Annotated in this window: 20 protein-coding genes; 7 read left to right on the top strand and 13 right to left on the bottom strand. The window is 55.9% G+C overall.

The features are described from left to right. Positions 1-131: 131 nt before the first annotated feature. From Fuma_RS34075 to Fuma_RS06460, 3 genes are all read right to left on the bottom strand, one after another. Positions 132-2,522, bottom strand: a complete 2,391-nt coding sequence (locus Fuma_RS34075; protein WP_083731850.1) for a serine/threonine-protein kinase — start codon at positions 2,520-2,522, stop codon at positions 132-134. Between the two features lie 5 nt (positions 2,523-2,527). Next, a complete protein-coding gene (locus Fuma_RS06455; RefSeq protein WP_145944015.1) occupies positions 2,528-4,105 on the bottom strand; it encodes a hypothetical protein in 1,578 nt (525 codons plus the stop codon). A 232-nt stretch (positions 4,106-4,337) separates the two neighbouring features. Next, on the bottom strand, positions 4,338-5,162 hold the full coding sequence (locus tag Fuma_RS06460; protein WP_077023404.1) for a coiled-coil domain-containing protein: 825 nt from the start codon (positions 5,160-5,162) through the stop codon (positions 4,338-4,340). A gap of 361 nt (positions 5,163-5,523) precedes the next feature. Between Fuma_RS06460 and Fuma_RS06465 the strand changes: the two genes are divergently transcribed. Next, positions 5,524-7,122, top strand: coding sequence for an HD domain-containing phosphohydrolase (locus Fuma_RS06465; protein WP_077023405.1), 1,599 nt, complete (start codon positions 5,524-5,526; stop codon positions 7,120-7,122). 20 nt (positions 7,123-7,142) lie between these two features. Here Fuma_RS06465 and Fuma_RS06470 read toward each other — a convergent pair whose 3' ends face one another. Together Fuma_RS06470 and Fuma_RS06475 are read right to left on the bottom strand one after the other, a co-directional pair. Continuing rightward, positions 7,143-7,493, bottom strand: a complete 351-nt coding sequence (locus tag Fuma_RS06470; protein WP_077023406.1) for a hypothetical protein — start codon at positions 7,491-7,493, stop codon at positions 7,143-7,145. A 129-nt stretch (positions 7,494-7,622) separates the two neighbouring features. Continuing rightward, positions 7,623-8,882, bottom strand: a complete 1,260-nt coding sequence (locus tag Fuma_RS06475) for a flagellar hook basal-body protein (protein ID WP_077023407.1) — start codon at positions 8,880-8,882, stop codon at positions 7,623-7,625. Between the two features lie 215 nt (positions 8,883-9,097). Here Fuma_RS06475 and Fuma_RS06480 point away from each other — a divergent pair, with 215 nt between their 5' ends. After that, positions 9,098-9,754: a hypothetical protein gene (locus tag Fuma_RS06480; protein ID WP_077023408.1), complete on the top strand. Its 657-nt coding sequence runs from the start codon at positions 9,098-9,100 to the stop codon at positions 9,752-9,754. Between the two features lie 103 nt (positions 9,755-9,857). Further along, the gene (locus Fuma_RS06485; protein WP_077023409.1) at positions 9,858-11,360 is read left to right on the top strand and encodes an HTTM domain-containing protein; all 1,503 of its coding nucleotides are present in this window, start codon (positions 9,858-9,860) and stop codon (positions 11,358-11,360) included. Positions 11,361-11,392: 32 nt separating this feature from the next. Here the strand turns inward: Fuma_RS06485 and Fuma_RS06490 are convergent, their stop codons facing one another. After that, on the bottom strand, positions 11,393-11,908 hold the full coding sequence (locus Fuma_RS06490) for a thermonuclease family protein (RefSeq protein WP_158520873.1): 516 nt from the start codon (positions 11,906-11,908) through the stop codon (positions 11,393-11,395). A 198-nt stretch (positions 11,909-12,106) separates the two neighbouring features. Between Fuma_RS06490 and Fuma_RS06495 the strand changes: the two genes are divergently transcribed. Together Fuma_RS06495 and Fuma_RS06500 are read left to right on the top strand one after the other, a co-directional pair. After that, entirely contained in the window at positions 12,107-13,417 is a 1,311-nt protein-coding gene (locus Fuma_RS06495; protein ID WP_229360865.1) for an alpha/beta hydrolase family protein, read from the top strand. Positions 13,418-13,606: 189 nt separating this feature from the next. Beyond that, positions 13,607-14,488 carry a 3-keto-disaccharide hydrolase gene (locus Fuma_RS06500; protein WP_077023411.1) on the top strand — a complete coding sequence of 294 codons (882 nt, stop codon included), beginning with the start codon at positions 13,607-13,609 and terminating at the stop codon, positions 14,486-14,488. A gap of 7 nt (positions 14,489-14,495) precedes the next feature. On the opposite strand, the gene Fuma_RS06505 is transcribed toward Fuma_RS06500, so the two are convergent. Then, a complete protein-coding gene (locus Fuma_RS06505; RefSeq protein WP_077023412.1) occupies positions 14,496-15,470 on the bottom strand; it encodes a DHH family phosphoesterase in 975 nt (324 codons plus the stop codon). A gap of 1,118 nt (positions 15,471-16,588) precedes the next feature. Here Fuma_RS06505 and Fuma_RS06510 point away from each other — a divergent pair. Further along, on the top strand, positions 16,589-18,343 hold the full coding sequence (locus Fuma_RS06510) for a S41 family peptidase (RefSeq protein WP_077023413.1): 1,755 nt from the start codon (positions 16,589-16,591) through the stop codon (positions 18,341-18,343). Between the two features lie 144 nt (positions 18,344-18,487). On the opposite strand, the gene Fuma_RS06515 is transcribed toward Fuma_RS06510, so the two are convergent. Beyond that, on the bottom strand, positions 18,488-18,904 hold the full coding sequence (locus Fuma_RS06515; protein ID WP_077023414.1) for a hypothetical protein: 417 nt from the start codon (positions 18,902-18,904) through the stop codon (positions 18,488-18,490). A 215-nt stretch (positions 18,905-19,119) separates the two neighbouring features. On the opposite strand from Fuma_RS06515, the gene Fuma_RS06520 reads away from it, so the two are divergent. Then, positions 19,120-20,589 (top strand): serine/threonine protein kinase, encoded by a 1,470-nt coding sequence (locus Fuma_RS06520; RefSeq protein WP_077023415.1) that lies wholly within the window; start codon positions 19,120-19,122, stop codon positions 20,587-20,589. 135 nt (positions 20,590-20,724) lie between these two features. On the opposite strand, the gene Fuma_RS06525 is transcribed toward Fuma_RS06520, so the two are convergent. The 5 genes from Fuma_RS06525 to Fuma_RS06545 form a co-directional block, all read right to left on the bottom strand. Continuing rightward, entirely contained in the window at positions 20,725-22,257 is a 1,533-nt protein-coding gene (locus Fuma_RS06525; RefSeq protein ID WP_077023416.1) for a type II secretion system minor pseudopilin, read from the bottom strand. Positions 22,258-22,466: 209 nt separating this feature from the next. Continuing rightward, positions 22,467-23,402 carry a hypothetical protein gene (locus Fuma_RS06530; protein ID WP_145944016.1) on the bottom strand — a complete coding sequence of 312 codons (936 nt, stop codon included), beginning with the start codon at positions 23,400-23,402 and terminating at the stop codon, positions 22,467-22,469. A gap of 2 nt (positions 23,403-23,404) precedes the next feature. Further along, positions 23,405-23,929 (bottom strand): hypothetical protein, encoded by a 525-nt coding sequence (locus Fuma_RS06535; protein ID WP_077023418.1) that lies wholly within the window; start codon positions 23,927-23,929, stop codon positions 23,405-23,407. Further along, positions 23,929-24,534, bottom strand: a complete 606-nt coding sequence (locus Fuma_RS06540; RefSeq protein ID WP_077023419.1) for a pilus assembly FimT family protein — start codon at positions 24,532-24,534, stop codon at positions 23,929-23,931. Before Fuma_RS06540 ends, Fuma_RS06535 begins: the two co-directional genes overlap by 1 nt. Positions 24,535-24,666: 132 nt before the next feature. Continuing rightward, entirely contained in the window at positions 24,667-25,122 is a 456-nt protein-coding gene (locus Fuma_RS06545; RefSeq protein WP_077023420.1) for a type II secretion system protein GspG, read from the bottom strand. Positions 25,123-25,264: the final 142 nt, after the last annotated feature.

The raw sequence follows: 25,264 nt of genomic DNA on the forward strand, positions 1-25,264 counted from the left end.
AGTTTTCATCGCCATCCGACTTTGCGTCGACGGTTTACATCTTCCATGAACTCCTAAAGTCTTAGATACCTGAACAGCACAAAGCTCCGACATGCACCCCAGACAGAATCTGTGCCAGATTTATCAACCCATTATGGAATCTTGACTCGACGCGACAGCCGAAAACGTACGGCGATCACGGCTACGGCAGATGCGATGGCGGCAATTATGACCACTTCATCCTCATTCCTGACAAAGAACAGGACGCTCGCAATGACTACCACGCATGCGCTAACGATCAGTTCCAGAAGAATAGAAATCCCGTCAAAGCTTAGTGACAGTTTGGGGCGTTGCACTGGTTCCTGTTTCCGGCGGTGACGGATCCAGCGATATCGTATTGCCAGCGCACCAATCACAACTGCACCGGCGCCGACAGCAAACGTGCTGTCATCCTGGTTGATAATCAAGCCGACCAATAAAGCTATTGCTGCCAGAATAATGAATTCAAGAAAGACGCTGGTTTTGTCCGACGTGACTGTCCTGTGATATTGTTTTTGACCATCACTCAATGGATTTGCATCCGCATGTAGGCCGCTAACATTGTCACCGCTTCCATTCGGCGGTGCGGATAACATGCTTTCCGGCCACGCTCGATGCTGCAGCCGAAACCGCAAGGCGAACAGCCCCACCGCTCCTGCCACAATTGCGCACGCAATCTCTTCTCCTCGGCCACGCGACATTGCACAAATTCCGATAACCGTGACGACGGAACCAGCAATGAGCAGTTCCATAAACATGGCCTTTCGGTCGTAGAGCAGACGCGGCTTCTGCGGTCTTCGCCTTTTCTCCAGATGCGAACGTTGCAGCAACGGAGCATTCGCCGCTGCTTTTCGAAACGGAGCCACCAACTGAACCGTGATGGCTGCGGCCATAATCACAGCTCCTGCAAACGGAATGCCTTCGGAGCGGTGGTCCAGCAAACCATTGACCATGACGGCGACCGCACCGATGGCAATAACGGGGACCACGGACAGACGGTGCTTTCGATGCGGGGCGACAAGGCATCGCCAGTCGAAAAGAAGCGTCGTCGCACCGAAGCTAAGTATGAGCGGCCATACAACGGTTTGTGGCATTCTGTTCGCTACCATGACAGTCAGTGCAGCAAACAGAGACGCCGTCCAGCCTACGCGGGACAACACGGCCCAGCCGATTCCACCTTCGCGAGGCAGCGTGAAAATTGAAACGACTGTCACCAATGACGAAATCAGCAACGTGGGGATCGCGGCGGCACCGACAAACACCGGCTGTGGAGCCCCGTAGTCGCGCATTCGCATACCGACGGTCACTAAAACCGTCGTCACCACAACTGCCGTGAGGAACCTCAGCCCCAGCGGAAGAGGGTCCGGTTCTGCATGGAGTCGCAGCGGTGGCGCATAGTACAGGCATGCTCGATGAAGTAGCTTCGCTGTGCGATCCCGGCCAGCTTGTTGAGTCGCCTCGTGGTACTCGCTGGTCTCCTGCATCACTGTCGGAGCGGTCGAATGAGACAGTGGGGCGGCTACGTCCGTGCTATGGCTGTGGTTTTCGGATCCAGCACCGATATCCGCGTACGGTGACTCAAAACTAACTTCCGCCGCTGCCCCAAAATCATTACGGCTGGAAGCCGCAGTTGCGTGTTGCTTTGCCGCGCGAGCTCGTTCGCCAACCAGCGACAGCGTGGCCGGGTTAAAGCTGTCCATCATCGGCGCTGGCGATTCTTTGCCGACGATCGCTTCTACCATTTCCTGAGCCGTCTGAAACCGATCGGCCGGATCGCGTTGCATCGCCTTCACAACGGCCGCCGCAAAGGGCTCTGGCAACTCGCTGACGTCCGGGTCACTGCTAAGATGTTTCATCAACACTTCGCCAAGACTTTCGCCGATATACGGCGGTTTGCCCGTCAGCATTTCGAACAGAATGACGCCCAACGCGTAGATGTCGACTGTCTTGTCATAGCGACCGAGGCTGATTTCCGGAGCCATGTAGTGCACGCTGCCGACCGTCATCGTGTTGCCGCTGCGATGGCTGGCCGTGATGACTTTGCTGAGGCTGTAATCGCCGATCTTCACGAGCCCGTCTTCGAAGAAAACGTTATGAGGCTTCAGGTCGCGGTGCACGACCCCCGCTTCGTGCAGATAGCTGAGTCCCCTGGCCAATTCCTTGAGAAAGAACTTTGTCTGGTCGACGCCGAGTCCATTGGGAGATTCGTCAAGGACTTCTCGCAGTGAGGGGCCGCTGACGTATTCCATAATCACCCACGGTGTTCCGTCGGCCGCGTGCTTGATGTCGAAGATCATTACAAGGTGAGGCGACTTCAGATTCATGCAATGGCCGATGCCACGCAGTTCCACTTCTTCGAAGTTCTGCACGGCTTTTAGAGCCACCTCACGGCCGGAATCGCTGACGGCAAAATAGACTTCGCCAAACCCACCGCGGCCCAGCGCATACTGGATTGTAAAGCCGTCCAGTGGTCGATCGCCGTTTTGATAGTGATATGTCGCCATAGAATCTATTCCGTTAACGCAAACCGAACGTCGTTCATTAACACCGACTGCCCCAACCGTAAAGGCATCCATTCGCTGCCCGCCTGCAGGCTTCTCAATGCGTAGCCACCGGCATCGCAATGCAGCACGATCGGTGAGTCTTCGTTTGGTAAACGAAAGTGGCTGCCGTTCGGACCAAACAATAATGAATCTGACATCAACACCACGTTGCGAATGTCTCGCTGTTCCAGCTTGGAACCTGTGATGTGCAAGACGGCCGAACCGCTGGCCGCCACCGGCTTCAGAAAACGCAACCGACCTCGACTACCAACTGCAATGCTGTCACCATTGGCCAGCAGCTTGCGTGTCACCTGCAGGCCGTTCACCTTGAATGCCTCTTCAGATTCCGCAAAGTAGTCGTCGCTTTCTCGACGAATGCGAATCGCTGTGGTCGCTCCTTCTGTTTGCAGCCTTAAATCGCAGGCGGCAGAAGATGGTGATGAGATTGCTCCAATCGTGACGATGTCCTTCCGCAGCAACAGCAGTCCACCAATCCCATCGACCCGCAGGACACAGCGGCCAGGTGTTCCGCCGCCGATGTCACCAGCCAATCGGTCATCATTCTGTGCGACGGGACGACTGGGGACATCCGCACTGGCGGAAGAATTGGGCAGAAGACCGAGCGGGCCTGCAGCCAGTGAATTCAAAAGTTGCAGCGCTTCTGCAACGGCGGTCTGAGCTTCTCGAACCCATTCGGCATCTGGAATGACGCGCCTCAACAGATTCAGTTCGGCCGTTGCGCTGGAAAAGTCGTGCGACGCAAGGTGCCGTTTGACTGTACGGCAGCGGTCAAGACACTGCTGCAGCTCGTCGTAGCTGGGACTGCCTGACTGGCGAGCAGTTCCCGGTGCTGCACCTTGAACTCTCAACCACGAAAGCGAGTCCGCGATTGCGGCGGCTCGGTCCAGTCTTCCCGCCACCAGTTCCACTACGCCCGCATCGATTAGCGGTTCAACTGCCACATTCAGCAGCGGTGCAATGCGAGCGTGGAAGCGCTGATCCGGTTGCAGACTGCTGATCAGATTCGCTGCCGCCGTGAATTCACCAGCATCGACCGCTGTCTGAATTCGCTGAACGGCGTCATCAATAATCATTCGTTTCGCTGCGATCGCCTGTTCTAAACGTCCGGCGGCAGCCGCTCCGGATGTACTCTGATCCGCGTCCAGTCCACCCAGTAACTTCGCGCCGATCGAATAGGCACCAGCGTTGAGTTGTTGTTCTGCTGTGGCCAGCACGTCCTGACGGCGTTGTTGTCGCCCGTGCCTCTCCTTTTCAGCCGTTGAAACCTTTGCAAGTAGCTTTGCAACTTCCGGCGATCGGCCGGCCAGTTGCAAAGCCTTGTTCGCGTCGTGCCGAGCATCTTCCAAACGCGCCGCTGTCAAATGCTCAGTAGCTCTGACAGTGAACGCGGCGGCCAGGCGATCGATCAGCGTTTGGCCATCACGATGCCCGCGTTCGGGCGAAGCCTGTAGCAGGGCGAACGCGTCGTCCAGACGGCCGCTACGAATGGCCGTTTCCGTTCGTTTGAGATTAAGGTTGAACAAGTGGCTGGCCTTTCTCAACGGCATCGACGTTCCACGATTAGTCGCCAGTGAGGTTGCGTGGAGGATACGAACTCAAGTCCTCGAACACCTCTTGCCGGCGGACAAAGATCCGACCAGCGACGTTTGGGCAACGATTCTCGCCCCACCGACATGACGCCGGTGGAGCCGTGCTCTCTGTGTGCGTCTGCGGAAACCACACTTTGCGTGTCCCACAAACGCTTTTGAACCTTGGCTACTTCGTTTCGACACCGACAACCTTATGTTCGCCACTGCGGGGGTTATTGGCTTCGAAGTACTCGTCAAGTTCTGTCAGCAGTCGTTCTTCATCCACGACTTCTTCCGCTGCGGAGACCGCGAACAAGTCCTGTTCATGGGCAAGCACTCGTTGAGCGACTGCTAGACGTTTTTCGATATTGCTGAGAAGTTGGTCGGCTTCTGACAACTGACTGCCGTCGACCAACCGCCCGCTTTCAATTTTCGATGCCTGCACCAGACGATGCTGAGCCGCCAGGGCTTCGACTTTCTGTTCCAGTTCTCCTTTGCGGTGCCTCATTTTTTCCAGCATCGTCAACGCCGCGTCGAGACTCTGCTGCCGCTTTTCCAGCAACCGCTGCTTGCTGGCCAACGCCAGTTCGCCCTGTTTGAAGCGTTCAAAACGCTGATGCAGTTGTTCGGTCAGTTGGTTCCGCTTGATGTTGCGGCCATTAACCGAATACGAGACCTGCACGTTTTTCATTTTCCCTCGCAGCGAAGTCAGCGATTGCTGTTCGCGCTGTAACTGTTTTTCTGATTCTGTGATGTCCGATTCCAGAGCCGCAATCTCAACTTCTTCCTGAGCAATCATCCTGACCTGTGACTGCAGATCCGGCAATATGGCTTCGATCATATCGCCAGCTCGCCGCAGTTCGAATTCGACCGGCACGGCGTCTTTGACGGCCTGCCGAGCGGCTCGCGTGGTGGTGTGAACATAGCTGCCAACGTTGGTCCCGAGCACGACGACTCCCGCGACCCCCGCCACAACAACAGTGACGACTCCATATTTGATCCAGCGCAACATGATGACGGACTTTCCTGAAAACACCGGACGTGATTCGGTCCGGACCACCAAAAACCCCGCAATTCCCTGCAAATTGCGGCTTCTGGTGAGGGCAGTCGTCGGCCGTTTCGAAATGTTGCAAAATTTTCCGTCAGAAATTTGCGGTTTGATAAAGGCCGTCAATTCCGTCTAACACCGGGTTCTGTCAATTGCGGCGATTGCACCGTCGTGTCAGCGACGAAACATCGAAACGAGTGCCAATTGTCGTGTTGTTTTTCCGCAACGAATCGTTAACAGGCTACGTTCAATGTTGGTGATGTATCAATCGAGTTGATACCGCGCTATCGTCGAACAGTGGCCGGCATTTTGCCATGAGAACAATATGACTCCCTCTCCCCAATCACCCGAACGCTCAGTCCTCGACGAAATTCGATCGACCATTGCGTCGCTTGACGCACTGCGCGACGGAAAGAAAGTTCCCAACTACAAAGCCGCTTTGGCCAGCCGCCCCACCGACATTGAAGTGGTGGAACAACCAGTGGTTGCCGAAGACGAACGGCCGGAACAGTCGATTGAGACCGTTGACCCAATCTTGCACGGAGTCGAAGCTGTCATCAACGCGGCTGCATCAGCACCAGTGAAGCGAGCTTCCGCCGACAGCGCGAACCCTGCGAACATCGACCACGCTGACATCGACTCCGCTGATATCGACCACGCTGACACTAGTGAAACCAGCGAAGGTGCGGAATCGGAAGCAGCCGTGCCGAATCCGACAGCAGCTACAGTTCATCCGGAGAGCGTGGCTCTTCGACACGTGAACAAGAATGCGAAAATCATGATTGTGGACGATGAGCCACTAAACATCATGACATTTCGCCAGCATCTGAAACAGGATGGCTACCATAACTTCGTCACCACGGAACGAGCGACCGAAGCGTTGGTGATGATTCGTCAGGAACAGCCGGACGTGCTGTTGCTGGACATTCAGATGCCGGAAATCAACGGTCTGGACATCCTGCGGGTGATGGGACTTGACCCTGTCTCGCAGCACATTCCTGTATTGATTCTGACCGCCGAAACGGATCCGCGAGTCCGCAAAAAGGCGCTCGATCTGGGAGCCAGTGACTTTCTATCGAAGCCGATTGACCCCAGCGAATTGCTGCCTCGTGTCCGCAACGCGATCATTCTGAAAAAACACTATGACATGGTTGCCAACGAAGCGGCTCGCCTGGAACAGCAGGTCGAACGTCGCACGCGGCAGCTTGAAGCAACTCGCCAGCAACTGATTCTCAGCCTCGCTCGCGCGGCAGAACATCGTGACAACGACACCGGTAACCACGTGATTCGTGTTGGCCGTTACACGGCCATCATTGCCTCGGCAATGGGATATCCGGAACGAAAACTGTCGATGCTGGAGCAGGCTGCTCAACTACATGACGTTGGGAAAATTGGCATTCCCGACTCGATCCTGTTCAAGCCCGGTAAGCTTGACCACGATCAGTACGAACTGATGAAGCACCATTGTGCGATCGGTAAGCAGATTATCGAACCGATTTCAGAACGTGATTGGGAAGTTCTAAAGACCCACACCCGCAAGGGCGAAAGTCTGCTGCACGTGCGATCGTCACCGTTGCTGATGCTGGCCGCTCGCATTGCTCAGACCCATCACGAAAAATGGGACGGAAGTGGCTACCCACTTGGCTTGCAGGGCGATGACATTCCGCTGGAAGGTCGAATCGTTGCCGTCGCGGACGTGTTCGATGCTCTATCCAGCGCCCGGCCGTATAAAAAGGCATTTTCTCGCGAAAAGTGTTTCGCTATTTTGGAAGAAGGTCGCGGCAAGCATTTTGACCCGCGCGTGCTTGATGCGTTCTTCTCAAAGTCTGGCGAGATTATCGAAACGCAATTGAACCTGATGGACGAAGAGCACCGGTTCGTCGGCGCGGATATAGTCGCAGGCGAAGACAAAGCAGAATCGTAAGCGGTCGGTCGAAGGGCAGTCTAAGCCGCTTCGTTATGATGCGTCAGCTGCTCATCCTCGGCGTCGTTTTCGTTGCTGGGATCGGCAGAAAGTGCTCGGTCCAGTGCCTGTTTGCCTCGCGGGCTAATTTGGTATCGCAGGCCAACGCTGCGGCCTGTGATTTCAAACTTCAGGAATCCCATGGCGATTAGCTGGCCGTGCGACTGAGTCAGGTCATCCGAACTTAGTTCCGGCAGCTCGTTAATCCGCTCCAGCCACCCGTCGAAATCTTCAACCGAAGCCTTCGCAGTGGTGGCTCGAACCGTGTACGCCTGCATTACCTGCAGGTTCTGCTCAGTCAGTCGGTCCAGTTGCAGCGTCGCGTTCGTCATACGTCGAGTTATCGGCGCGACGAAGCCTCACTTGCAGCAACGAGGCCGGACCTATGACGACCGATACGACACGCGCATTTTAACATGCGCCTCTCTGCCGATCAGAACTGCTGGTCCGAATCCGCGATTTCAATTTTCGGCGAACGTCGAAAATCCGGAAATCCGTTCAAGTTGAGACAGGATTGAGTCGGCCTGATCGGCGTCGACGTTGGACGATTCCAGAGCCGCTGCAACAACGTTTTCCGCTGGGACCATTGTCAGGCAGTCATCCACGTTTGCTGTGACTTCAAAGTAAACTCCGTTCTTTGTAGACAGCCGACTGAAGTCGGAAACGCGGGCAAGTTCTATCACGCCGACGGATTCGGATTTCCCGTCCGCCGTTGTCACGCTAAGTCGTCCGTCTTCCTCGACTACGACCTTCGACACATTGTCTGACACCTTCGGGCTGCCGAACAACGCCACGTCGCCCGACGGATGAGGAATGCCGATGCGACCGTCGCTGAGACGCTGAAAGTTTCCGCAGCGAGTGAGCAGGTCACCAGGTTCGAGCCGAAACATCAGGTCCGAGCAGCCCTTGATCGCCAGGTGCAGCGGCTCAACGGATTCTCGAACCGCCCCCGGTTGAAAACTTCGCTGCGCTTCGCGCAGGGCGATGGCTTGCGAAGGAGTGGTGGCCGAAATTTCTGACAGTTGAAACCGAATCGCGTGGCCACGGTAACCGTCGGTGCGAGAATGCAGCAAATTCTGCTGAACGCGAGACACAGCGGATTGCAGGCTTGCTGCTAACAGCGAGCTGTCAGACGGCGCGGCACGTTCTTCCTGTGCTGCCGATTGTGGTGCAGCGGGTTCCGAGTCGATTAGTGGCAAAGCCGGGGCCTCGACGTCAGGCAACAGCGACGGCATCAGCTTCCGCTGTTCCAACAAACTCAGCAGTTCGGGCCGGGACAGTTCTCCCCAGGATTCGCACCAGCCTTCGAGCGTCGGCTGTGGCAGATTGGGAAACTCAGCCAGAATCAAATCGCGCGTTTCCGATTCCGACAGCGGCTGGGGGATTGATGTCGATTCAGCGTCCGGAAATTTGTCGGACTGCGAGTGGCCATCGCTGAACGAATCGAATGACACGAGTTCGATTTCAGAGCCGCTGTCTTCGGCAATGTCTAATGGCGGCGGCGCGAGCTGCGTTTCGCTGAACATATCATTAAAGGCATCCTCAACCGACGGCGCCGAAAGCGACTGCGATGGCGCGAAGGGGATGAGGGGCGGCTGAGCAACCGAGTGATCGTCGTCGTGTGACAGTTGGACCTCAGCCGTTCGGAACGGCGATGACGCAACAAAGCCCGCTGCGAATGAAATGACCGCTACACCGGCGGCAGTTAGTTTTCCTGGCACGTGACGCCTCCCTTCGTATCTAAAAAGCTTCCTGCAGATACAAGTGTAGCGGGATTCGCGTTCGTGCCAATGGTGTCTGGCGGTCGTCGATTCGACGACAGTTGGCAATTCGTGTTGACTCAATTCGGAAAATGCGGCAGAGTCTGCAGGTCACGGATTTTGCATACCAATGCACTCACGCGGTTACGCCGCTTCGCAGCCAGGGAAGGTGAGCGATGAAACGAATAAAACTGCTGCTGTCGATGGCATTCATCGGCGCGTATTTGACGACACTAACCTACGGCGTCGTCGGTCAGACGCTGAAAGTCGGCACGTGCGGAGTGACGTTAAGTTACTTTGTGGTGTGGGACATGTTCTGCGGCTGGACTGCATGGGACCAGCGAATTCACGTCATCGCGGAAGGCGAAAGTGGCGACTACTACGCGGTGAAAGAGCCGTGGGGCGAGTTCCATCCCTTCGGCCATGTGGGCCGCATTCACTACGACCACACGAACCATCTGCTGCCGCGACACATCGACAACATCATCAGCCACACGGCTCATGAACCGATCACGAATGTCTATGTCGTCGAAGAGCTCTGGCCGAAACAGTACAACGTGCCCGATCGCCTGTTCGATCACTATTTCGCTCGGCCCAACGACAAGCAGACATACTTTCATCTGCGAGCTGTCTGCATGGACGACGGCATGCCGGTGAAGCTGTTCCCGGATTGGCACGCTCAGCAGCGCTTGAATTCGGTGTATGACAATCCGCGTTTAAGACAACAAGCAGCGGCTGCGACCAGCCTGTACAGCACGCTGTTTACGCCCAATTCGGCAGACGGCCAGAATTCGCTCACCCAGTCCATGGGCGGCAACCTGAATACGAATTAGTCGCGAGCTGTTTTGACGTTCGCCCCGGTCCCGCAAAATTCAAATACTTCATGCCGCATAAGCCGGCTGAAGTGCTATAGAAAATCTTTCAGTGAGTTCACGGATGAACCCCAGCAAACCGCAATCGGCACTGAATCGTTTCTTCTTCGCCGAAGAAGTCCCCTTTGGTATGGCGATCATGCGCATCGTAACGCCACTCGTGGCGTCGATTCCGATGTGGTTGCGATTCCCCCGCGTTCGCGAACTGTACACAACAGACGGCGCGCCGGCTCAGTTGTTTGAACTGTTCGGCGAAGGCACCATCCTGCCGGTACTTCCGCCGGGGATCGCCGTGCCGTTGTACGGCGTAATGCTGCTGACAATGTTTATGGCTGTGATTGGGTTTCGCACACGGCTGTCGTTGTTTTTGGCGGTTCCGTTGTATGTCTACTTCGGTCTGCTGGACGCTGTCGGCACGATGACGAAGTACAACGTCATCGCCTCACACCTGATGCTGTTACTGGCCGTCTCCAACGCCGGAGCGATCTGGTCGGTCGACGCGATTCTGAAGCGTCGCAGCGAAGGCAGTGGATTCGACCCTCAGCCACCGAAGTTCCCCGTCTGGCCCGCTCGGCTAACGCAATTATTGTTCTGCTACGTGTACTTCGGTGCAGGCATGACAAAGATTCAGACGGAAGGATTCTTCAGTGGCGAACAAATGCGTTACTGGATGCTAAGCAACTGGAACTACGACAACCCCATCGGCGAAACGATGGCGATGTGGTCGCCACTTTTGCTGATCGGTGCTTATGTTGCTGTCGTGTGGGAAATCCTGTTTGGCTTCCTGGTGTTTCAGAAACGTAGCCGACTGGTGATTTTGGGAATGGGTATCATGTTCCACTTCATGACGTGGGTTACACTGGGCTTGAAGATATTCCCGTCCATTTGCGTGAGTGGTTATTTCGCCTACATCATGCAGGACGACTTTCTGAAAATCCGCCACTGGGTACGACGATGGGTGCCGACTTCCTTGCCGCGACCGGGACGGCTGATGGAAGTTACGGTATCGCGAATACCGAAACTGGTGCCTGCCGGAGTGGCGTGGGTTTGCGTCATCGCCGCGTCGGCCATTGTGTCGACAGAAGCTGAACTGCAGATGGACCTGTACGGCGTGAACAACCCCAATGGCCGGATGCAGTTGCAGAAGATGGATGCCGATGTGGCTCGCACGATGATCCGCGACGAACAGAAAGTTCGTGAGCAGGACAAGTTCTTCAGCTTCGACATTGGCTCTTTTTCTGTTGGCAATCAGCTCGCCAACAGACGCACCGTGTACGAGTACGGAGATTCGATTCTGGCTCAGTGCAATCTTAACCCGCCGCATGAAGACCTTTGGGTGGAATGTCTGTTGCAGGATGAGGAAGGCCGTATGATCGAACAGTTCGGCCAGTTTGTCACACGCGACATGCTGCGAGCCAACTTCACGTACCACATTGGCAACAAGCTGTTGCCGGGCAAATATCAGATGGTGCTTCGCAGCGCCAACAAGGACATTTACCGCCGTCCGTTTGAACTGATCGGTGAGGCTCCCGAGCAGGCGATGGCCGCCGGAGTGCTAACCAACTGATTTGCGAGCCGAGAACGGTTACTTGCAGGGACTCATTGCTTTCGCCCCCAAAGACCTCGACCAGCCACTTGAGCTTCTGCGGTGGCTTGCCTGAGTGACGCTTCCAGTTGTAATGGCAGGCCAAATCGGTCCAGCAACTCAGCGTATCCGCCGGACAACGCTTCCTGATTGATGAACGCTCCGTCAGCAGTATAAACCCACGCCAGAGTTCGTCCGTAGCGGTCCGTACCTTCGATTCCGATGTGTAGCTGTACGTCCGTATTCAAAATGCGCTCCGCCAGCCACTCGGTCGCTTCCGTGCCGAACGGTTCCAGTACTGTGTCGTGATGTGCCACCTCAGGCGCATCGATTCCCAGCAGTCGCACGCGTTCGCCGGTCGTCGTGATGAAGGTGTCACCGTCGAGAACTGTTTGCACAGTCACCGTTCGCCGTTCATTCGTCCCAGACGCATTCTGAACCTGCGTGCTCCCGGCGAGTCGGAATGCCGCCAGGATGATGATGATGCACAACGCCATCATGCCGGGCGTGGGACGTCGCAGATGTGGCATGTTCGTCCGCCTTTCGGGCATGTTAAGGATGAGCCAGCAACTCAACGGCCAGTTGACGTCAATTTTGCCACGTCGTTGGATGCCGTCAGTTGTTTGGGTACCATTCCATTGTTGGCGTTGCCGTGTCTTTGGGACGAGTTCGCAATTGCCGGTCCGTTTTGCTTTCCAACCTGCCTGACCATCTTCCCGAGGCCATTGATGCTAAACGCTTCCACGCTTGTGTTCAAATCTGTTCGCCACGCCGCCGCGTTTCTATTGTTGCTTGCCATGATATCGCCAGCGAGTGCTCAGCCTGAAGGCTACAACTACGACGAATCGAAAGTGCCTGACTACGAACTGCCCGAGGTCCTGAAAACAGAGGCCGGCAAGACAGTTGAAACGGCCGAACAATGGACGAATCAGCGACGCCCGGAAGTGCTGCGTCTGTTTGAACAGCATGTGTTCGGTCGAGTGCCAGAAAAGCTAACAACCATTCGAACTCGCGTCCGTTCTCGCAATGACGACGCCGTGGGCGGGAAGGCAATTCGCCGTGAGATCACCGTCTTCTTTACAGCCGACGACGACGGCCCATCGATGGATATTTTGCTTTATACGCCGAAGTCTGCAACGAAGGCTGTGCCCTGTTTTCTGGGCTACAACTTTCATGGCAACCATTCCATCGATCCCGATCCAGCAATTCACATTACCGAATCATGGGTCCGCAACGACAAGGATCGAGGCAATATCGACCACAAAGCGACGGAAGCATCGCGTGGAAAAAGTAGCAGCCGCTGGCCCGTTGAGATGATTGTTTCACGCGGCTATGGCTTGGCGACGATTTATTATGGCGATGTTGATCCCGACACTGACGATGGGTTCAAAAACGGAATCCACGCCGTCACGGAAGCTGATCGAGGCGACGCCGAAAGAGCAGGCGATGCGGGCGGCTCGATCAGCGCGTGGTCGTTGGGTTTGAGTCACGCATTGGACGTGCTAACACAGGATTCGCTTGTAGACGGTGATCGCGTGGCCGTGTTTGGGCATTCGCGCTTGGGCAAAACTTCCCTATGGGCCGGAGCGACCGATCCACGATTTGCGATGGTGATTTCAAACGATTCCGGCTGCGGTGGAGCGGCTCTCGCTCGGCGGCGATTCGGCGAAACGGTTAAGCGAATCAACACGTCTTTCCCTCATTGGTTCTGCAAAAACCATCGGCAGTACAACGACAACGAGGATGCGATGCCCGTCGACCACCACATGCTGATGGCGTTGATGGCACCGCGTCCGGTTTATGTCGCTAGCGCCCAGGAAGATACATGGGCCGACCCGAGGGGGGAAATGCTTTCGCTATACCACGCCGGACCTGTGTATGCGTTGTTCGGCCGCAAAGGCCTGCCGACAGCCGAGATGCCGGACGTGAACAAGCCGATTCATACGGATGTTGGCTATCACATTCGCACGGGAAAACACGACGTGACAGACTTCGACTGGACGCAATACATGAACTTCGCAGACCAACACCTTAAGTAGAAGGAAGCCGCTGGATGGCGGAAACAACGGTGGCTGTCGTTACGCCACCGTGTGCCGATTGTGGGCGACACGCTGGCAATTCAAACGAATTGACCGCAGAATGCGACGCGCGGCAGTGCTCTTTGCCGCACTCGGGCCCCTATCCAGAGAATTTCTTTCTCGCTACAGCAGCTTTGAATCAGCTACGGTATGTTCAAGACCGATTACATCCCCCCTCGCGCATCGCGGACACTGAAGCAGCGTCACCGGACGTCGTCATGCGGCGGTTCCCTTGCCAGCATTCTGCCGTCAACGCTGACTATCCTCGTCGGTCTTCCGTTGCTGTTTGTTAACGGCGCGGTTGGTGTTGCCGATGAAGCGGCCGCGGAAACGAAGACAGCAGCAGTCACTCCAACAGAAGTCAGGGGCGAAGGACAAACGCCTGAATCACCAGAAGCTGCGGCCACAAAAGTCGTGGATCTGCTGGCGGACGACGCGAGTAAAACGTGGCAACACTTCTGTTCGAAACCAGAAGTGAAGCTGGAAGATGTTTGGCAGATTGTCACTGTTGGTAAAGAACGACACCTGATCTGCAAAGGCGATCCGAAAGGATTCCTGTACACAAAGAAGCAGTACGACAACTTTGAGTTGACATTCGAATGGACGTACCCGTCTGACCCGAATGGAAATAGCGGAGTCTTGATCTACACGCAGAAAGAACTGCGACTGTGGCCGACATCGATGCAGGTCCAGCTGCATCAGCCAGAAGCGGGCGCCTTGTTCGCCAGCGGCGACGCCACCAGCGACAAGCCCTTCGACGCGGGCGTGTCGGCCAAGCCGGCGGAATGGAACAAGTGCCGCATTGTCAGCCAGGGTGGCCGATTGTCAGTGGAAATCAACGGACAAAAAGCGGGGCAGACTGAAGGCTGCAAACCGAACATCGGCTTCATCGGGCTACAAAGTGAAGGCTCGGAAACTCACTTCCGCAAGCTACTGCTAAAGCCAATCCCCGCGACGCCACCACCCGCCAGTCCGCCCGAGAACGCAACCACGGAATCCAAGGTTACTCCAGCCCCCGGCGGCGCCGGTTAAATCCTGGTTAAACGTTCGCCTCTGCAGCCGATTCAATGGGTTCGATCGATGCATCGACCACTCGCACGATTGAAGGCAGAAGTTCATCGGCTTCATCGGCCGCAATCTGGCAGGTTCCGGCAGCAGCATGACCACCGCCGCCATGCTGCAGGCACAACGAACCAATGTCGACCGGATTGGTGCGATTCAGAATCGACTTTCCGATGGCCACAACCGTCGTTTCCGGCACACGGCTTCTCAGCAGATGAATCGACACATTGCATTCCGGAAACAGTGCGTAAACCAGAAAGCGGTTCCCCGAATAGATTGTTTCTTCGTTGCGGAAGTCGAGCACAACGGCGTTGCCGTAGACTCCGGAACAGCGTGAAATCTGGTCCAGAAAATCCTTGCGCTGTGAGTTGTACAAATCTACTCGCTCACGCACGTCCGGAAGCGCCATGATTTCTTTGATCGTATGAGTGCGGCAGAAATCGACGAGTGCCATCATGAGTTGGTAATTCGAAATGCGAAACTCCCGGAATCGCCCTAGTCCGGTCCGCGGGTCCATAATGAAATTCAGCAGCGCCCAGTCTTTGGGGGCCATGATTTCTTCGCGGGTAAAGCGAGCAGAGTCCGCCTTGTCGACGGCCTCCATCATTTCTGTGCTGACGTTATGGAAACGTGCCGCCCCACCAAAGTAGTTGTACACGACTCGAGCGGCCGAATCGGCATCCGGATCCAGTATGTAGTTTGTTCGGACCACGCTGCCATTACGAACTGCTTCGCTGCAGTGATGATCGAAGCAAAGATGGCAGTTGGGGGCGTACGGCAGGTTCGTGATGATGTCGCGAGACGTTACTTCGATCAGTCCGTCCTGCATATCTTTTGGATGCACAAACAGAATGTCGTCCAGCATCTGAAGTTCGCGAAGCAAGGCGGCACAAACGAGGCCATCGAAGTCACTGCGAGTGATCAGGCGGTATCGAAACGCATCTGTGGACATAGTCGGCTTTCGGTGTGTGAATCGCTGGTGTGAAGTTGGCAAGCGCAGACGCTACGGCTTTTGAAGGCTACACCAAAAAAGCGGGTGAGTTTGCCAAAGTGATGAGGATGACGTGAAATCGCATCATCACCGTAGGGCCTTATGGCAACTTTACCGGCACTACCGATTGTCAGGCTCGTGCCACCGTGAAGGCGTCGTCACGCAACATGTTCCCGGCTGAACGACGCCAATCAGTTCCAAACACTAAACGCCTGAATGAGGCGCGAGCGTCCCGGAGTGCTGCGTCTTGCCGCCGGCAAACGTGACCTGAACCAAGTGTCCTTCAGCGGCGCCCCACCGGCTTTCTGAGTGTACCTCTTCAATGCACAAAGGTTTCCTTGCACAGAGAGCATGGATCGATGAGCGGCCCGGACGGATGGCGACGTTGTCAGTTCGCCTCATCTTTCGCAGCTACGATTCTGCGGCGTTGAAAATCGTTCGTCTTGGCGCATTCGACCCAGACGGTACGACCGGGGCGTGAGTCGTGGCGACGCTGTTGGTCGGGAAATGCTGTAATTTCTGTGCCAACGCCCGTGTTTTCTGTAAAAACATCCCGTCGAATTCGCCGCCCGGCAGCATGTTAAGACAGGTAAAGTCTTTCGTTACTGCGGTTTGTGGCGATTTTTCTCAACAGCGAAACCTTGAGGAAACAACTGTTTGACCATTGCCAAAACGGACCATATAGTCGACGTGTGTCCCGCGCCCTGCCGCCGTTGGTTGTAAAGTGCGAGCCACAATTTCGGTTCATCGGCAAATGAGATCGATCAGTCGTGCTGCCCCTTGGCAACCTGGTCGGAGGAAGAAGGGTCTCTTCCGTGACTTTGCTTGAACAATCTGACAACAATTGTTGAAGGTTGGCAACAAACCGGAACAGCAGAACGCGGCCCAACCGCAATCTGACCATTGCTCAACGATGTCGTTGCGGCAATAAGAGTACAAGGGAACGTCTCAGCAACAAGCTGTGGTGTTCACGGACGAATTCGGAATTGCATGATGCAGACTCCTCACAGTGCAGGCTGGCGACAGTCGATTTCTGACCGCACGCTGCTGGTCAGAATCGATGTGAGGGGGAAATTAACATGCAGCGCACCCGTCGAACATTGTTGCAGGCCGTTCTTTCCGTTGCCGTAGTGCTGGCGTGGACCGGTGTTCCGTTTCACACAACTTCTGCACAGGCCGAAGGACTTGCCAACCCAGGCGATCTGGTCAACGCCATTCTTGGTGGCGGAACTGATGAGCCGCAGGAATTCGCAGCCGTCCTGAAACCCGTGAAGGCCGGAACCTGGACTCAGGCCGATGCACTGCGAGTCGGCGAAGCCTACGAACAGACTCGACAATGGGTCAACGCCATCAAGCTGTACGAAGCGGCCATGGAGTATGCTGAAAAGCAGAAGATGCCCGTCGACGGCGGCCTGGAATACGCACTGCGACGCACGCGTGTTCAGTTTGGCATCGATCGACGCTACGCCGATAGCAGTTTTGAAAACGACATGCTGGCAATGGGCCGAGCCGAAGCTCTGGACCTGCTGGAAGACGTGATGACTCGAGTGCAGCTCGAATACGTTGACGTAGTTTCGTCCACGAAGCTTGTGTCTCACGGTACCGAAAGCCTTTACATGGCTTTGGGCAACGATCGGTTTCTAAGCAAGCATACATCTGCCAATGGCAACCAAACGGCAGCGGCCAAGCGAGTCCGCGAGCGGCTGATTCGCGACTTCTGGAACCGTCCGGTTCGAAGTCGCCTGGAAGCTCGTATGCTCGTGACCGAAGTCTGCGATATCGCTCAACGAGAAATGGGCCTCAGCAGCGCACCTGTGGTATTGGAATATCTATTCGGTGCCTGCAACGCTCTGGACGACTACAGCAACTTTCTGACGCCCGACCGCTACAACGATTTGTTCGGCAGCATTCAGGGCGAATTTGTCGGCATCGGCATCGAAATGGAAGGCGAAAAAGGGAAAGGAATGCATCTGGTCAACGTGCTGCTGGACAGCCCGGCAGAAGACGGTGGCCTGCGTCCTGGCGATTACATTGTCGAAATTGATGGCCGTGACTGCCGCCAACTCAGCACGGACGAAGCCGCTCAACTGCTGCGAGGTGTTCGCGGTAGTCGCGTTCATCTGCGGTTCGAATCTCCGGAAGGAAAACAGGCTGCGGCCACGCTGACACGCCGTCCCGTGCATGTGAAGAGTGTCACACGAGCTTTGATTCTGGATTCGGAAAACGGCATCGGCTACATCCGCATGACTGGCTTTCAGAATTCTACCGCCGACGAAATGGACGTCGCTCTTCGTGATCTTGAAGCTCAGGGAATGCGTTCGTTGATCTGGGACCTGCGAGGTAACCCCGGCGGATTGCTGGATACCGCAGCATCAGTGATCGATCGGTTTATCGATAACGGCGTACTGGTTTCGACCGAAGGCCGTTCGGCTGATCAGGACCAAACGTTCCGAGCCAACAACTTCAACACGAGGAACCTTCCGCTGGTATTGCTGGTCGACGAAAACAGTGCCAGTGCCAGCGAAATCGTGGCCGGAGCGATCAACGATCACAAGCGAGGCCAGATTGTGGGTCGCAAGACTTACGGGAAGTGGTCGGTGCAAAGCATCGTGCATCTGCCGGGCGGCACTGGACTGAAGCTGACAACGGCCAAGTTTTACTCGCCGGGGCATCACAACTATGCTGGCAAAGGCCTGGCTCCTCACATCGACGTGCCGCTGCCGGAAAACGTGCATCGCACGTTGTTCCGAGGCCGCACGAGTGACGAGATCAGCATCGACCCCGATGTTGCCCGAGCTCTGGAAATTCTCGATCGCCGATATACGAAGAACTAGACCGCAGCGAACCAACTTCGCAAAGCGGAACGGCAAACCGGACGGGCAGTCATGCCCGTCCGTGAGTTCAAACAGTAGAAACGCCCCCTCGCTGTGGGGCACGAGCAAGACTCTTCCACTGCTGAAGCCGGTAACGCGACCGGCTTAACTTCCGCCCTCGCGGTTCTTCGATGGGACCCAGGTATTCGCGCTGGTCGCTCGAATCTCTTTGGCCTCCTCAGCCGTAATCGGTTTGTTGGTACCGGACGGGCGATTGGCATTTCCTTCACCGACTTTGCGAGGTCGGTACTGAGCCGCCAGGCCGTCTTCGCGGTGACTGCGGCCAAAGATGTGCCAGAAGGCAAGTCCGCTCTGGCTAACGTTGCGGCTGTAGCGATACCACACAATCCACCACAACAGCATCGCGGCAAACAGAACAACGCCGCCCAGCATCCATGCGCCGACTTCTGACTGGTCCAGCGCGCCGACAAATGCGCAAATTCCGGCGCCTCCTACGATGACAATGACGGCTGCCAGCATGCTGCCTGCATCGTCGCGTCGACTTTTCCATTTTCCGGCCATTGCTCTCTCGCATTCCAGGTCAGCCGCCAAATCGTGCTGTAGAGCATAACATCGATCAGCGGCGGCGTCGAGAAGTCGGGAACGCCTTCAAAAATTGCGACGACCCGGCTGACAGATGTGGCCCACTGTGCCAAACTATGTGCCTTGAAGCGTGCCGCATCACAAGAGTGCGGCAAGCAAATCCCACCTCTCCAATACCGACGGGTAGAACTGCGATGGCTGAGCCACCGGCGGATAAACCAACCGCTACTTCCAGTGATTTGACCGACCGCGTGCTGGGCGACTTCCGCCTGCTGCGACGGCTGGGAATTGGCGGGATGGCTGAAGTTTACCTGGCAGAACAAATTTCCCTCAGCCGTTCCGTTGCGGTCAAGATTCTGCTGGCCGATGCCGTCAGTAAAAAAAACAGCACTCTGCTGCAGCGTTTCGAACGCGAAGCTCGCGCGGCAGGAGGCCTAAGTCATCCGAACATCGTCCAGGTCTATATGATCGGGCAGGCGGACGAACTGCATTTTATCGTTCAGGAATATGTGCAGGGGCAGAACCTTAGTCAGTGGTTTAAAAAGAACGGGCCACCCGACTTCCTGACCGGCCTGAAGTGGATGAAGCAGGTGGCCGCCGCGTTGAAGGTCGCGTCCGATGCGGGAATCGTTCACCGAGACATCAAGCCCGAAAACATCATGTTGACTCGAAGCGGCGATGCGAAAGTCACCGACTTCGGGCTGGCTCAGTTGATCGAATCCAACGAAAAAATGAACCTGACTCAGGCGGGCACCACGATGGGCACGCCGTGGTACATGAGTCCCGAACAAATTCAGGGCGAAAAGCTGGATCACCGCAGCGACCAGTATTCGTTTGGTGTGACGATGTATCACACCTTCGCTGGCCAGCCGCCGTTTCCTGGCAAAAATTCGGTAAGCGTCGCGGTACTGCATTTGAAAGAGAACGCGAAGCGACTGTCTGAACACCGCCGCGATCTGCCGGAAAAACTGTGCGATGTGATTCATCGGATGATGGAGAAGAAGCCGGAAGATCGCTTTGCGACTCCGGATGAACTTCTAAATGCCATTCAGCAACTCGACCATGCGGCGCTAAGCCCGGCAATTGTGGATACGTCGTCGGTGACCGGCTGGCTGCTCGGCGGACTCCCGTCGTGGCGGACCGCGTTGACGGCATTGGTGCTTTGCCTGGTGGCAGGATTTTTTGCCGGCCGTATGCTCTACGAACCGTCTCGCCTGGTGGCCAGCACTGAGTTGTTTCCGGCAGAAGACACGGCCGACCGACAGTATGCCAGAGCCATTGTTCATGCGGGCAACGAACGCGCATGGAAAGCCGTCTACGAAAACTTTCCCGCCGCCGAAGAAGCACTGTGGGCACGGCTGCACCTTGGAATTCACTATCTGACTCGCCCAACGCCGGACCTCACCAGCGCCCGGCGTGAGTTTGATGCGATCTTAAAGCAGACGTCGCTGAATCCGGTCGAACATCGCGAACTGGATTTCCTGACGTCGTTGGGCCTGGCTTATGTGGCCGAACAACAACCGGGGCAGCAGGCAGAACGCGAAAAAATTGTGTTCGGAAAACTTGGCGCTCAGTTTGCAGACCTTCTGGAACGCGACGACTTGCGAGCTCCGGAATTGCTGATCGAATTCCGCAACAAGATCCGTGAAGAGCTGGACGTCTAGTCGTGTGTTCGGAAGCTCACGTTTGGATGCTCTGACGACGGTTGCGTATCGTCGCCAGCTGAAGAAACTTCCAGGCATGTTGAACGGCGGCAACCGCTAAGCCAACGCAGGTAATTCGCTCGCCCGACCCAACTATCAGCGGCCGGAATCGGAGTCCAGCAGCAGCGACGGGTGGTAGCCTCGACCAAGCTTTGTCAGGTCGCGGACAGACATGATGGCCGGCGGATACACGGTGGCGTCGATCATTGCTTCCAGGCGAGTGGTCGGGCCGCCTTCGTCGTAGTGGCCGATGGCCAGAAAACGGTACACGTCGCCGCCAGTTGTGATGTATGGCCCCATGGCTCGCAGTGTTGGCAGGTCGACGATCCCTTCCGCCAAAATCCACGCGGCCGTATTGCGGCGAGACATAACGGTGGAAGAACCGCCAGTCATCTCAAGCGCAGGACGTGACGCAATAATGTCGTCCGGAGCGGTTTCGGTGATGTTCGGAATCGAAAGCAAGACTTCGCGGCGAGCCTGGTTAATGTTGATGCGGCCTTCGATGTACGCGTCATCAGTGATCGTCAGGTTTTGTTCCAGATCGGGAAAGACATTCAGCAGGGTGTTGGCGTCTTCAGACCATGGACTGACGAAGGACTGATCGGTGCCGGAAATCATCTTGGTTGGCAGAGTTTCTCCGGCGATCAAGTCGTAAAGCGAACTGAACTGATACGTCGGAACAATCGTAAGATCGATGTTGTTGCGGGAAATCTGGTCCTGAATGCCTGACTGAGTGTCCGGCTGACCTGCTTCGACGTAGTCTGTGCCGGCAAGTCGAAACGCGACAATGAAGCTGGCCGCTTCTTCGCCGAAAAGTTCCTCAACGGCGTCGTACAGTTCTGTCATCTCACCCATGTTCAGGTTGATTTTCGATTCGCCGTCGGGTGTCGAGTTGCGTTCACGGCTGGATGCTGTCAGGTAATCCTTCCAACCAAGATCCAGAATCCCGTTTTCGTTAAGGTCTTCGCCGGCCCCCGCGTCCAGCAGTCCGTTAAGGTTGCGGTCTTCGCCGTAGAACAGTTCCGGCGTGACACCTTGAATTTTCAACAGTTCGTCGATCGACTCCATCGCTCCGTTCTTGCATGAGTACGGAACTGTCAGGCCTTCGTAGTAGTCCGATTCAGCACCACCCGGACGCCGGTCTTCGTCCGAATCCAGCCAGTCCAGAATCGCATCAACGACGTCGTCGGTCATGTTGGGGATGTTGACCAGCGCCATGTAGGCCAGCCCAAGTCGCTCTTCTTCGGGAACGTTCTCTTCCAGTTGATCCAGCACCAGCAACTGGTTGAGGTTGAACTTTGAATTCTCTGATGCCAGCCCAAAGCGAATTCCGCCCTGATCAATGTTTGCTTCGTCGAACGCCACAATCGAAAAACGAACCTGGCTGCGCGGGCTGGAAGATTCGACTAACAATCGGCCTCGAAAGTTGGTCGGATCGTGGAACAAATTGATTTCGGGATCGAGATCGCGTTCCATCACTCGAGTGGCTGCAAACTGAATGGCCGATTCTGCGGCGGTGCGAGCCACCACGTCTCGACCGCCCATCATGGCCGCTTCGTGAGCCACCAGCATGGTGTCGGTGTAGTTGTATGCTCCGAGTGCCAGGATCACGATGGAGATGGTGACCACAGCAAGAACAAAGCCTCGTCGACGCGGGTTTTCGTGGTGGATGTCGCCAAGGCTTCCGACCGACCTGACGCACTTCGGCAACCCCTCCCGTCGAAGGCAGGGAGCGGTTGAGTGAGCAGGCCCCCTCCCGGCCGTTGCTTCGCTCGGCCGACCTCCCCCTCCGCTGCGTTGGGGGGAGGTGGAATGGTTCGATTGATGGCTGTGATTTTTCATAACGCCCCCTCACCCACAAACGGTTTGGCGACAGGAATTGGTACGACAAGGCGATGCACGGTCGGGTTCAGGTAGCCCTGCTGCTGTTCGGCGGGACGATCGTCGTTTGGGTTTGGCAGGCTGCGAAGTGTGATTTCGATGACAATGGCCAGCGGCATTGCATTCGACGCTGTGCTGTCCCATTCGGTGACATAGTCAACTCCGTCGTAGTATTCGAAACTTAGCCCCGCAACTTCTGTCGCCAGCATTTTTGTCGCATTCAGCTGCATGTCGACGTCACCCGTCGCAATGGCGTTACTCAGGCCCGCCATATCGCCTTCCATTCTGGCCAGGCCCTTCACGGGGTCGGTGATGTTTGCGGCCGATAGATCTGCGGCGAACTGACCGGCCAGTCCACTGCCGCCGTCCTGTACCAGCAGGTACCGAGCGATAATGGCATCGCTGCTGCGGTCGCTGGGCAGCAAAAGATCCTGAGCACTCACATAGTTGCCCGGATCCGGTGACGGGCGACTCATATACAGCACAAGGTCTTTGTCCGTTCCGAATAATCCGTTCGTGTAGGTGCTTAACGCGGTATCCGCATCCGCCGCGCTGTTGTCGGCATCGTCTTCGTCGGAGTCGGATTCTGTGGTCTGCTGTTCGATGAAGGTGCACGACTGAATATCGCGAGCCATGTCTCGCAGCAGCGCCCGAGCGATTTGAGCTCGTTGAATTTCGTCGTAGCTTTCCATCGCCATCGTCCAGTAGACGTTCATAGCGGTGTAAAGAGCGGCCATCAGCAACGTTGTGAGCCCGATGGCCAGTATGACTTCAAGCAAAGTGAAGGCGGAAGGACGTTGCGAGTTGCCAGTAGCCCGTCGCGACAGACGCGTGCGCGCGGCAGGCCGTGTTTTGGCGATGGCAACTCCCCTTTTGCATCTGGTTTTATCCATCGTTATTCCTCCGTGTCTTCGGCAGACATGGCTGCGTCGAGGAATAATTGTGGATCGCGCATCAGTCGTGAGAGCTGAAACTGGCTGATGGGTGTGTCTTCGCCGGTTGAGTATTGCACGCGAACTGTCACCAGTAGCAGGCTGGTTCCGCCGCCGTCGCCGACTTCGACCGAATACACCCAGTTCTCATCCGCATCGCCATCAAACTGCTGATTCGAAACGGCAACCGGTTGCTGAATGCCAGACACGATTTCAGCCATCACAGATTCGCAACGCAGGGCGCATTCAGCGTCCATTCTGGCACTCAGGCGAGAATCGTGGCCGACTCGCATGACCTGCATGATGGCCGTGAGGGCTCCCAGAAAGATGGCCGTTGAAACAAGGACTTCCAGCAGCGTCAGGCCGGAGCGCGTGACGTGTTGCTGTCGGTGGTCAGGAGGCTGGCTGAACGATGCGGCACGCAAATCACAGCAGCCGCGAGCAGCCACACTGCGCTTTGGTGCAAGTCTTCGCCGAACCGCCTTCATCAGTTCGACTCCTGATAAACGGGCGATGTGCGAGCGGCTCCGGTGAGGCCTCGAACGGTAATCGTCGACGTCAAATCGTCGTCGTTCTGAACTCGCAATTCGAAATCATCAGACGTACCATCGAAACGAAACATCAACGGAGCGGACCATTGCTTCTGTGATAACTCAGCCCCCAATTCGCCGAACATGACGGGTTCCAGCCGCGACGCCAATTCTTCCACGCCTTCGGCCGCCTGCAGTCGGATGTCTTCTGACAACTCCAGCGAGATGCGGACGTACTTGTCGATGGTTGTGCTGGTACCTTTGGCCTCGTCTGTATTCTGTTCGAGTTCAGACGGAAGGACGACAACGTTTGAGCCGTTCAGCTCATAGCGGAACTCGTAGTCGATACCAGTATCGATGGCGATGCGGCGTGCTTCGCCCATGAGTTCGCGGACCTCATCGGCCGCTTCGAACACTTTGCTCTCTCGCATGCGAACCATCAGGTTCGGCGCAGCCATCGCGGCAACGGTCACCAGAATTGACATCACAATCAGCAATTCAAACAGCGAAAACCCGCCACGTGGCGAGGCAGCTGAATGGAATTGTCGACGTCGTGCTGGCATGAGAACGCTGTTCGATTTTCAGATGCATACGGCAGCAGAAGCCCGGCTTCTGTGAAAAGCCGGGCTTCTGCCTGTTGGTTGCGTGGTCATGAATCCCTTGGTGCCAATCGTTTTGGAACAAGGGTTCAGCCGCTACTTGATTTCACGCTTGTCGTTGCTGATGTCGTCGTCGTCGCCGTCCTGGCCATTCGGTCCTGTTGACCAGATACGTGGCTTCAGTTCGCCGCTACCGGAACTGTAGGAGTATTGAAATTGATTGTTCCAAGGGTCGACTGGCACTTCTTCCAGTTCTGGCGGGTGAACGTTGTTCAACGCATCCGTGAATGGTTCGGCAAGATCGGCAATCGGTTGCGTACCGGTTTCTTCGACGTATTGACCGTTGTTCTTGACGGCTCGGCGCTTAACGGCTTCCTCAATGTTCTTCACGGTTGTTCGTGCGATACGAATTTGAGCGGTCTGCTGATTCCCAATCAGGTTGGGAGCCACCATCGCTGCGATGGCGACGATGATCGCCAGTACGATCAGAAGTTCCAACAGCGTAAACGCCGCGCGAAGTGAATGTTGAGCCTGTCGTTTGATGGATTTCATGATTCTGCTTTTCCTGATTTACGTTCGAGACCTTCCGAAGGCCATGTTTTGTTGTGTGAGTAGGGGACGGCTAACTGGCGTAAACCCCGGCGTCCAAATTCCTGTTCGATTGTTTCCCCACTTTATTGTATTTCATGCTCAA

It is taken from the genome of Fuerstiella marisgermanici, assembly GCF_001983935.1.
In the GTDB taxonomy this organism is placed as follows: Bacteria; Planctomycetota; Planctomycetia; order Planctomycetales; family Planctomycetaceae; genus Fuerstiella; species Fuerstiella marisgermanici.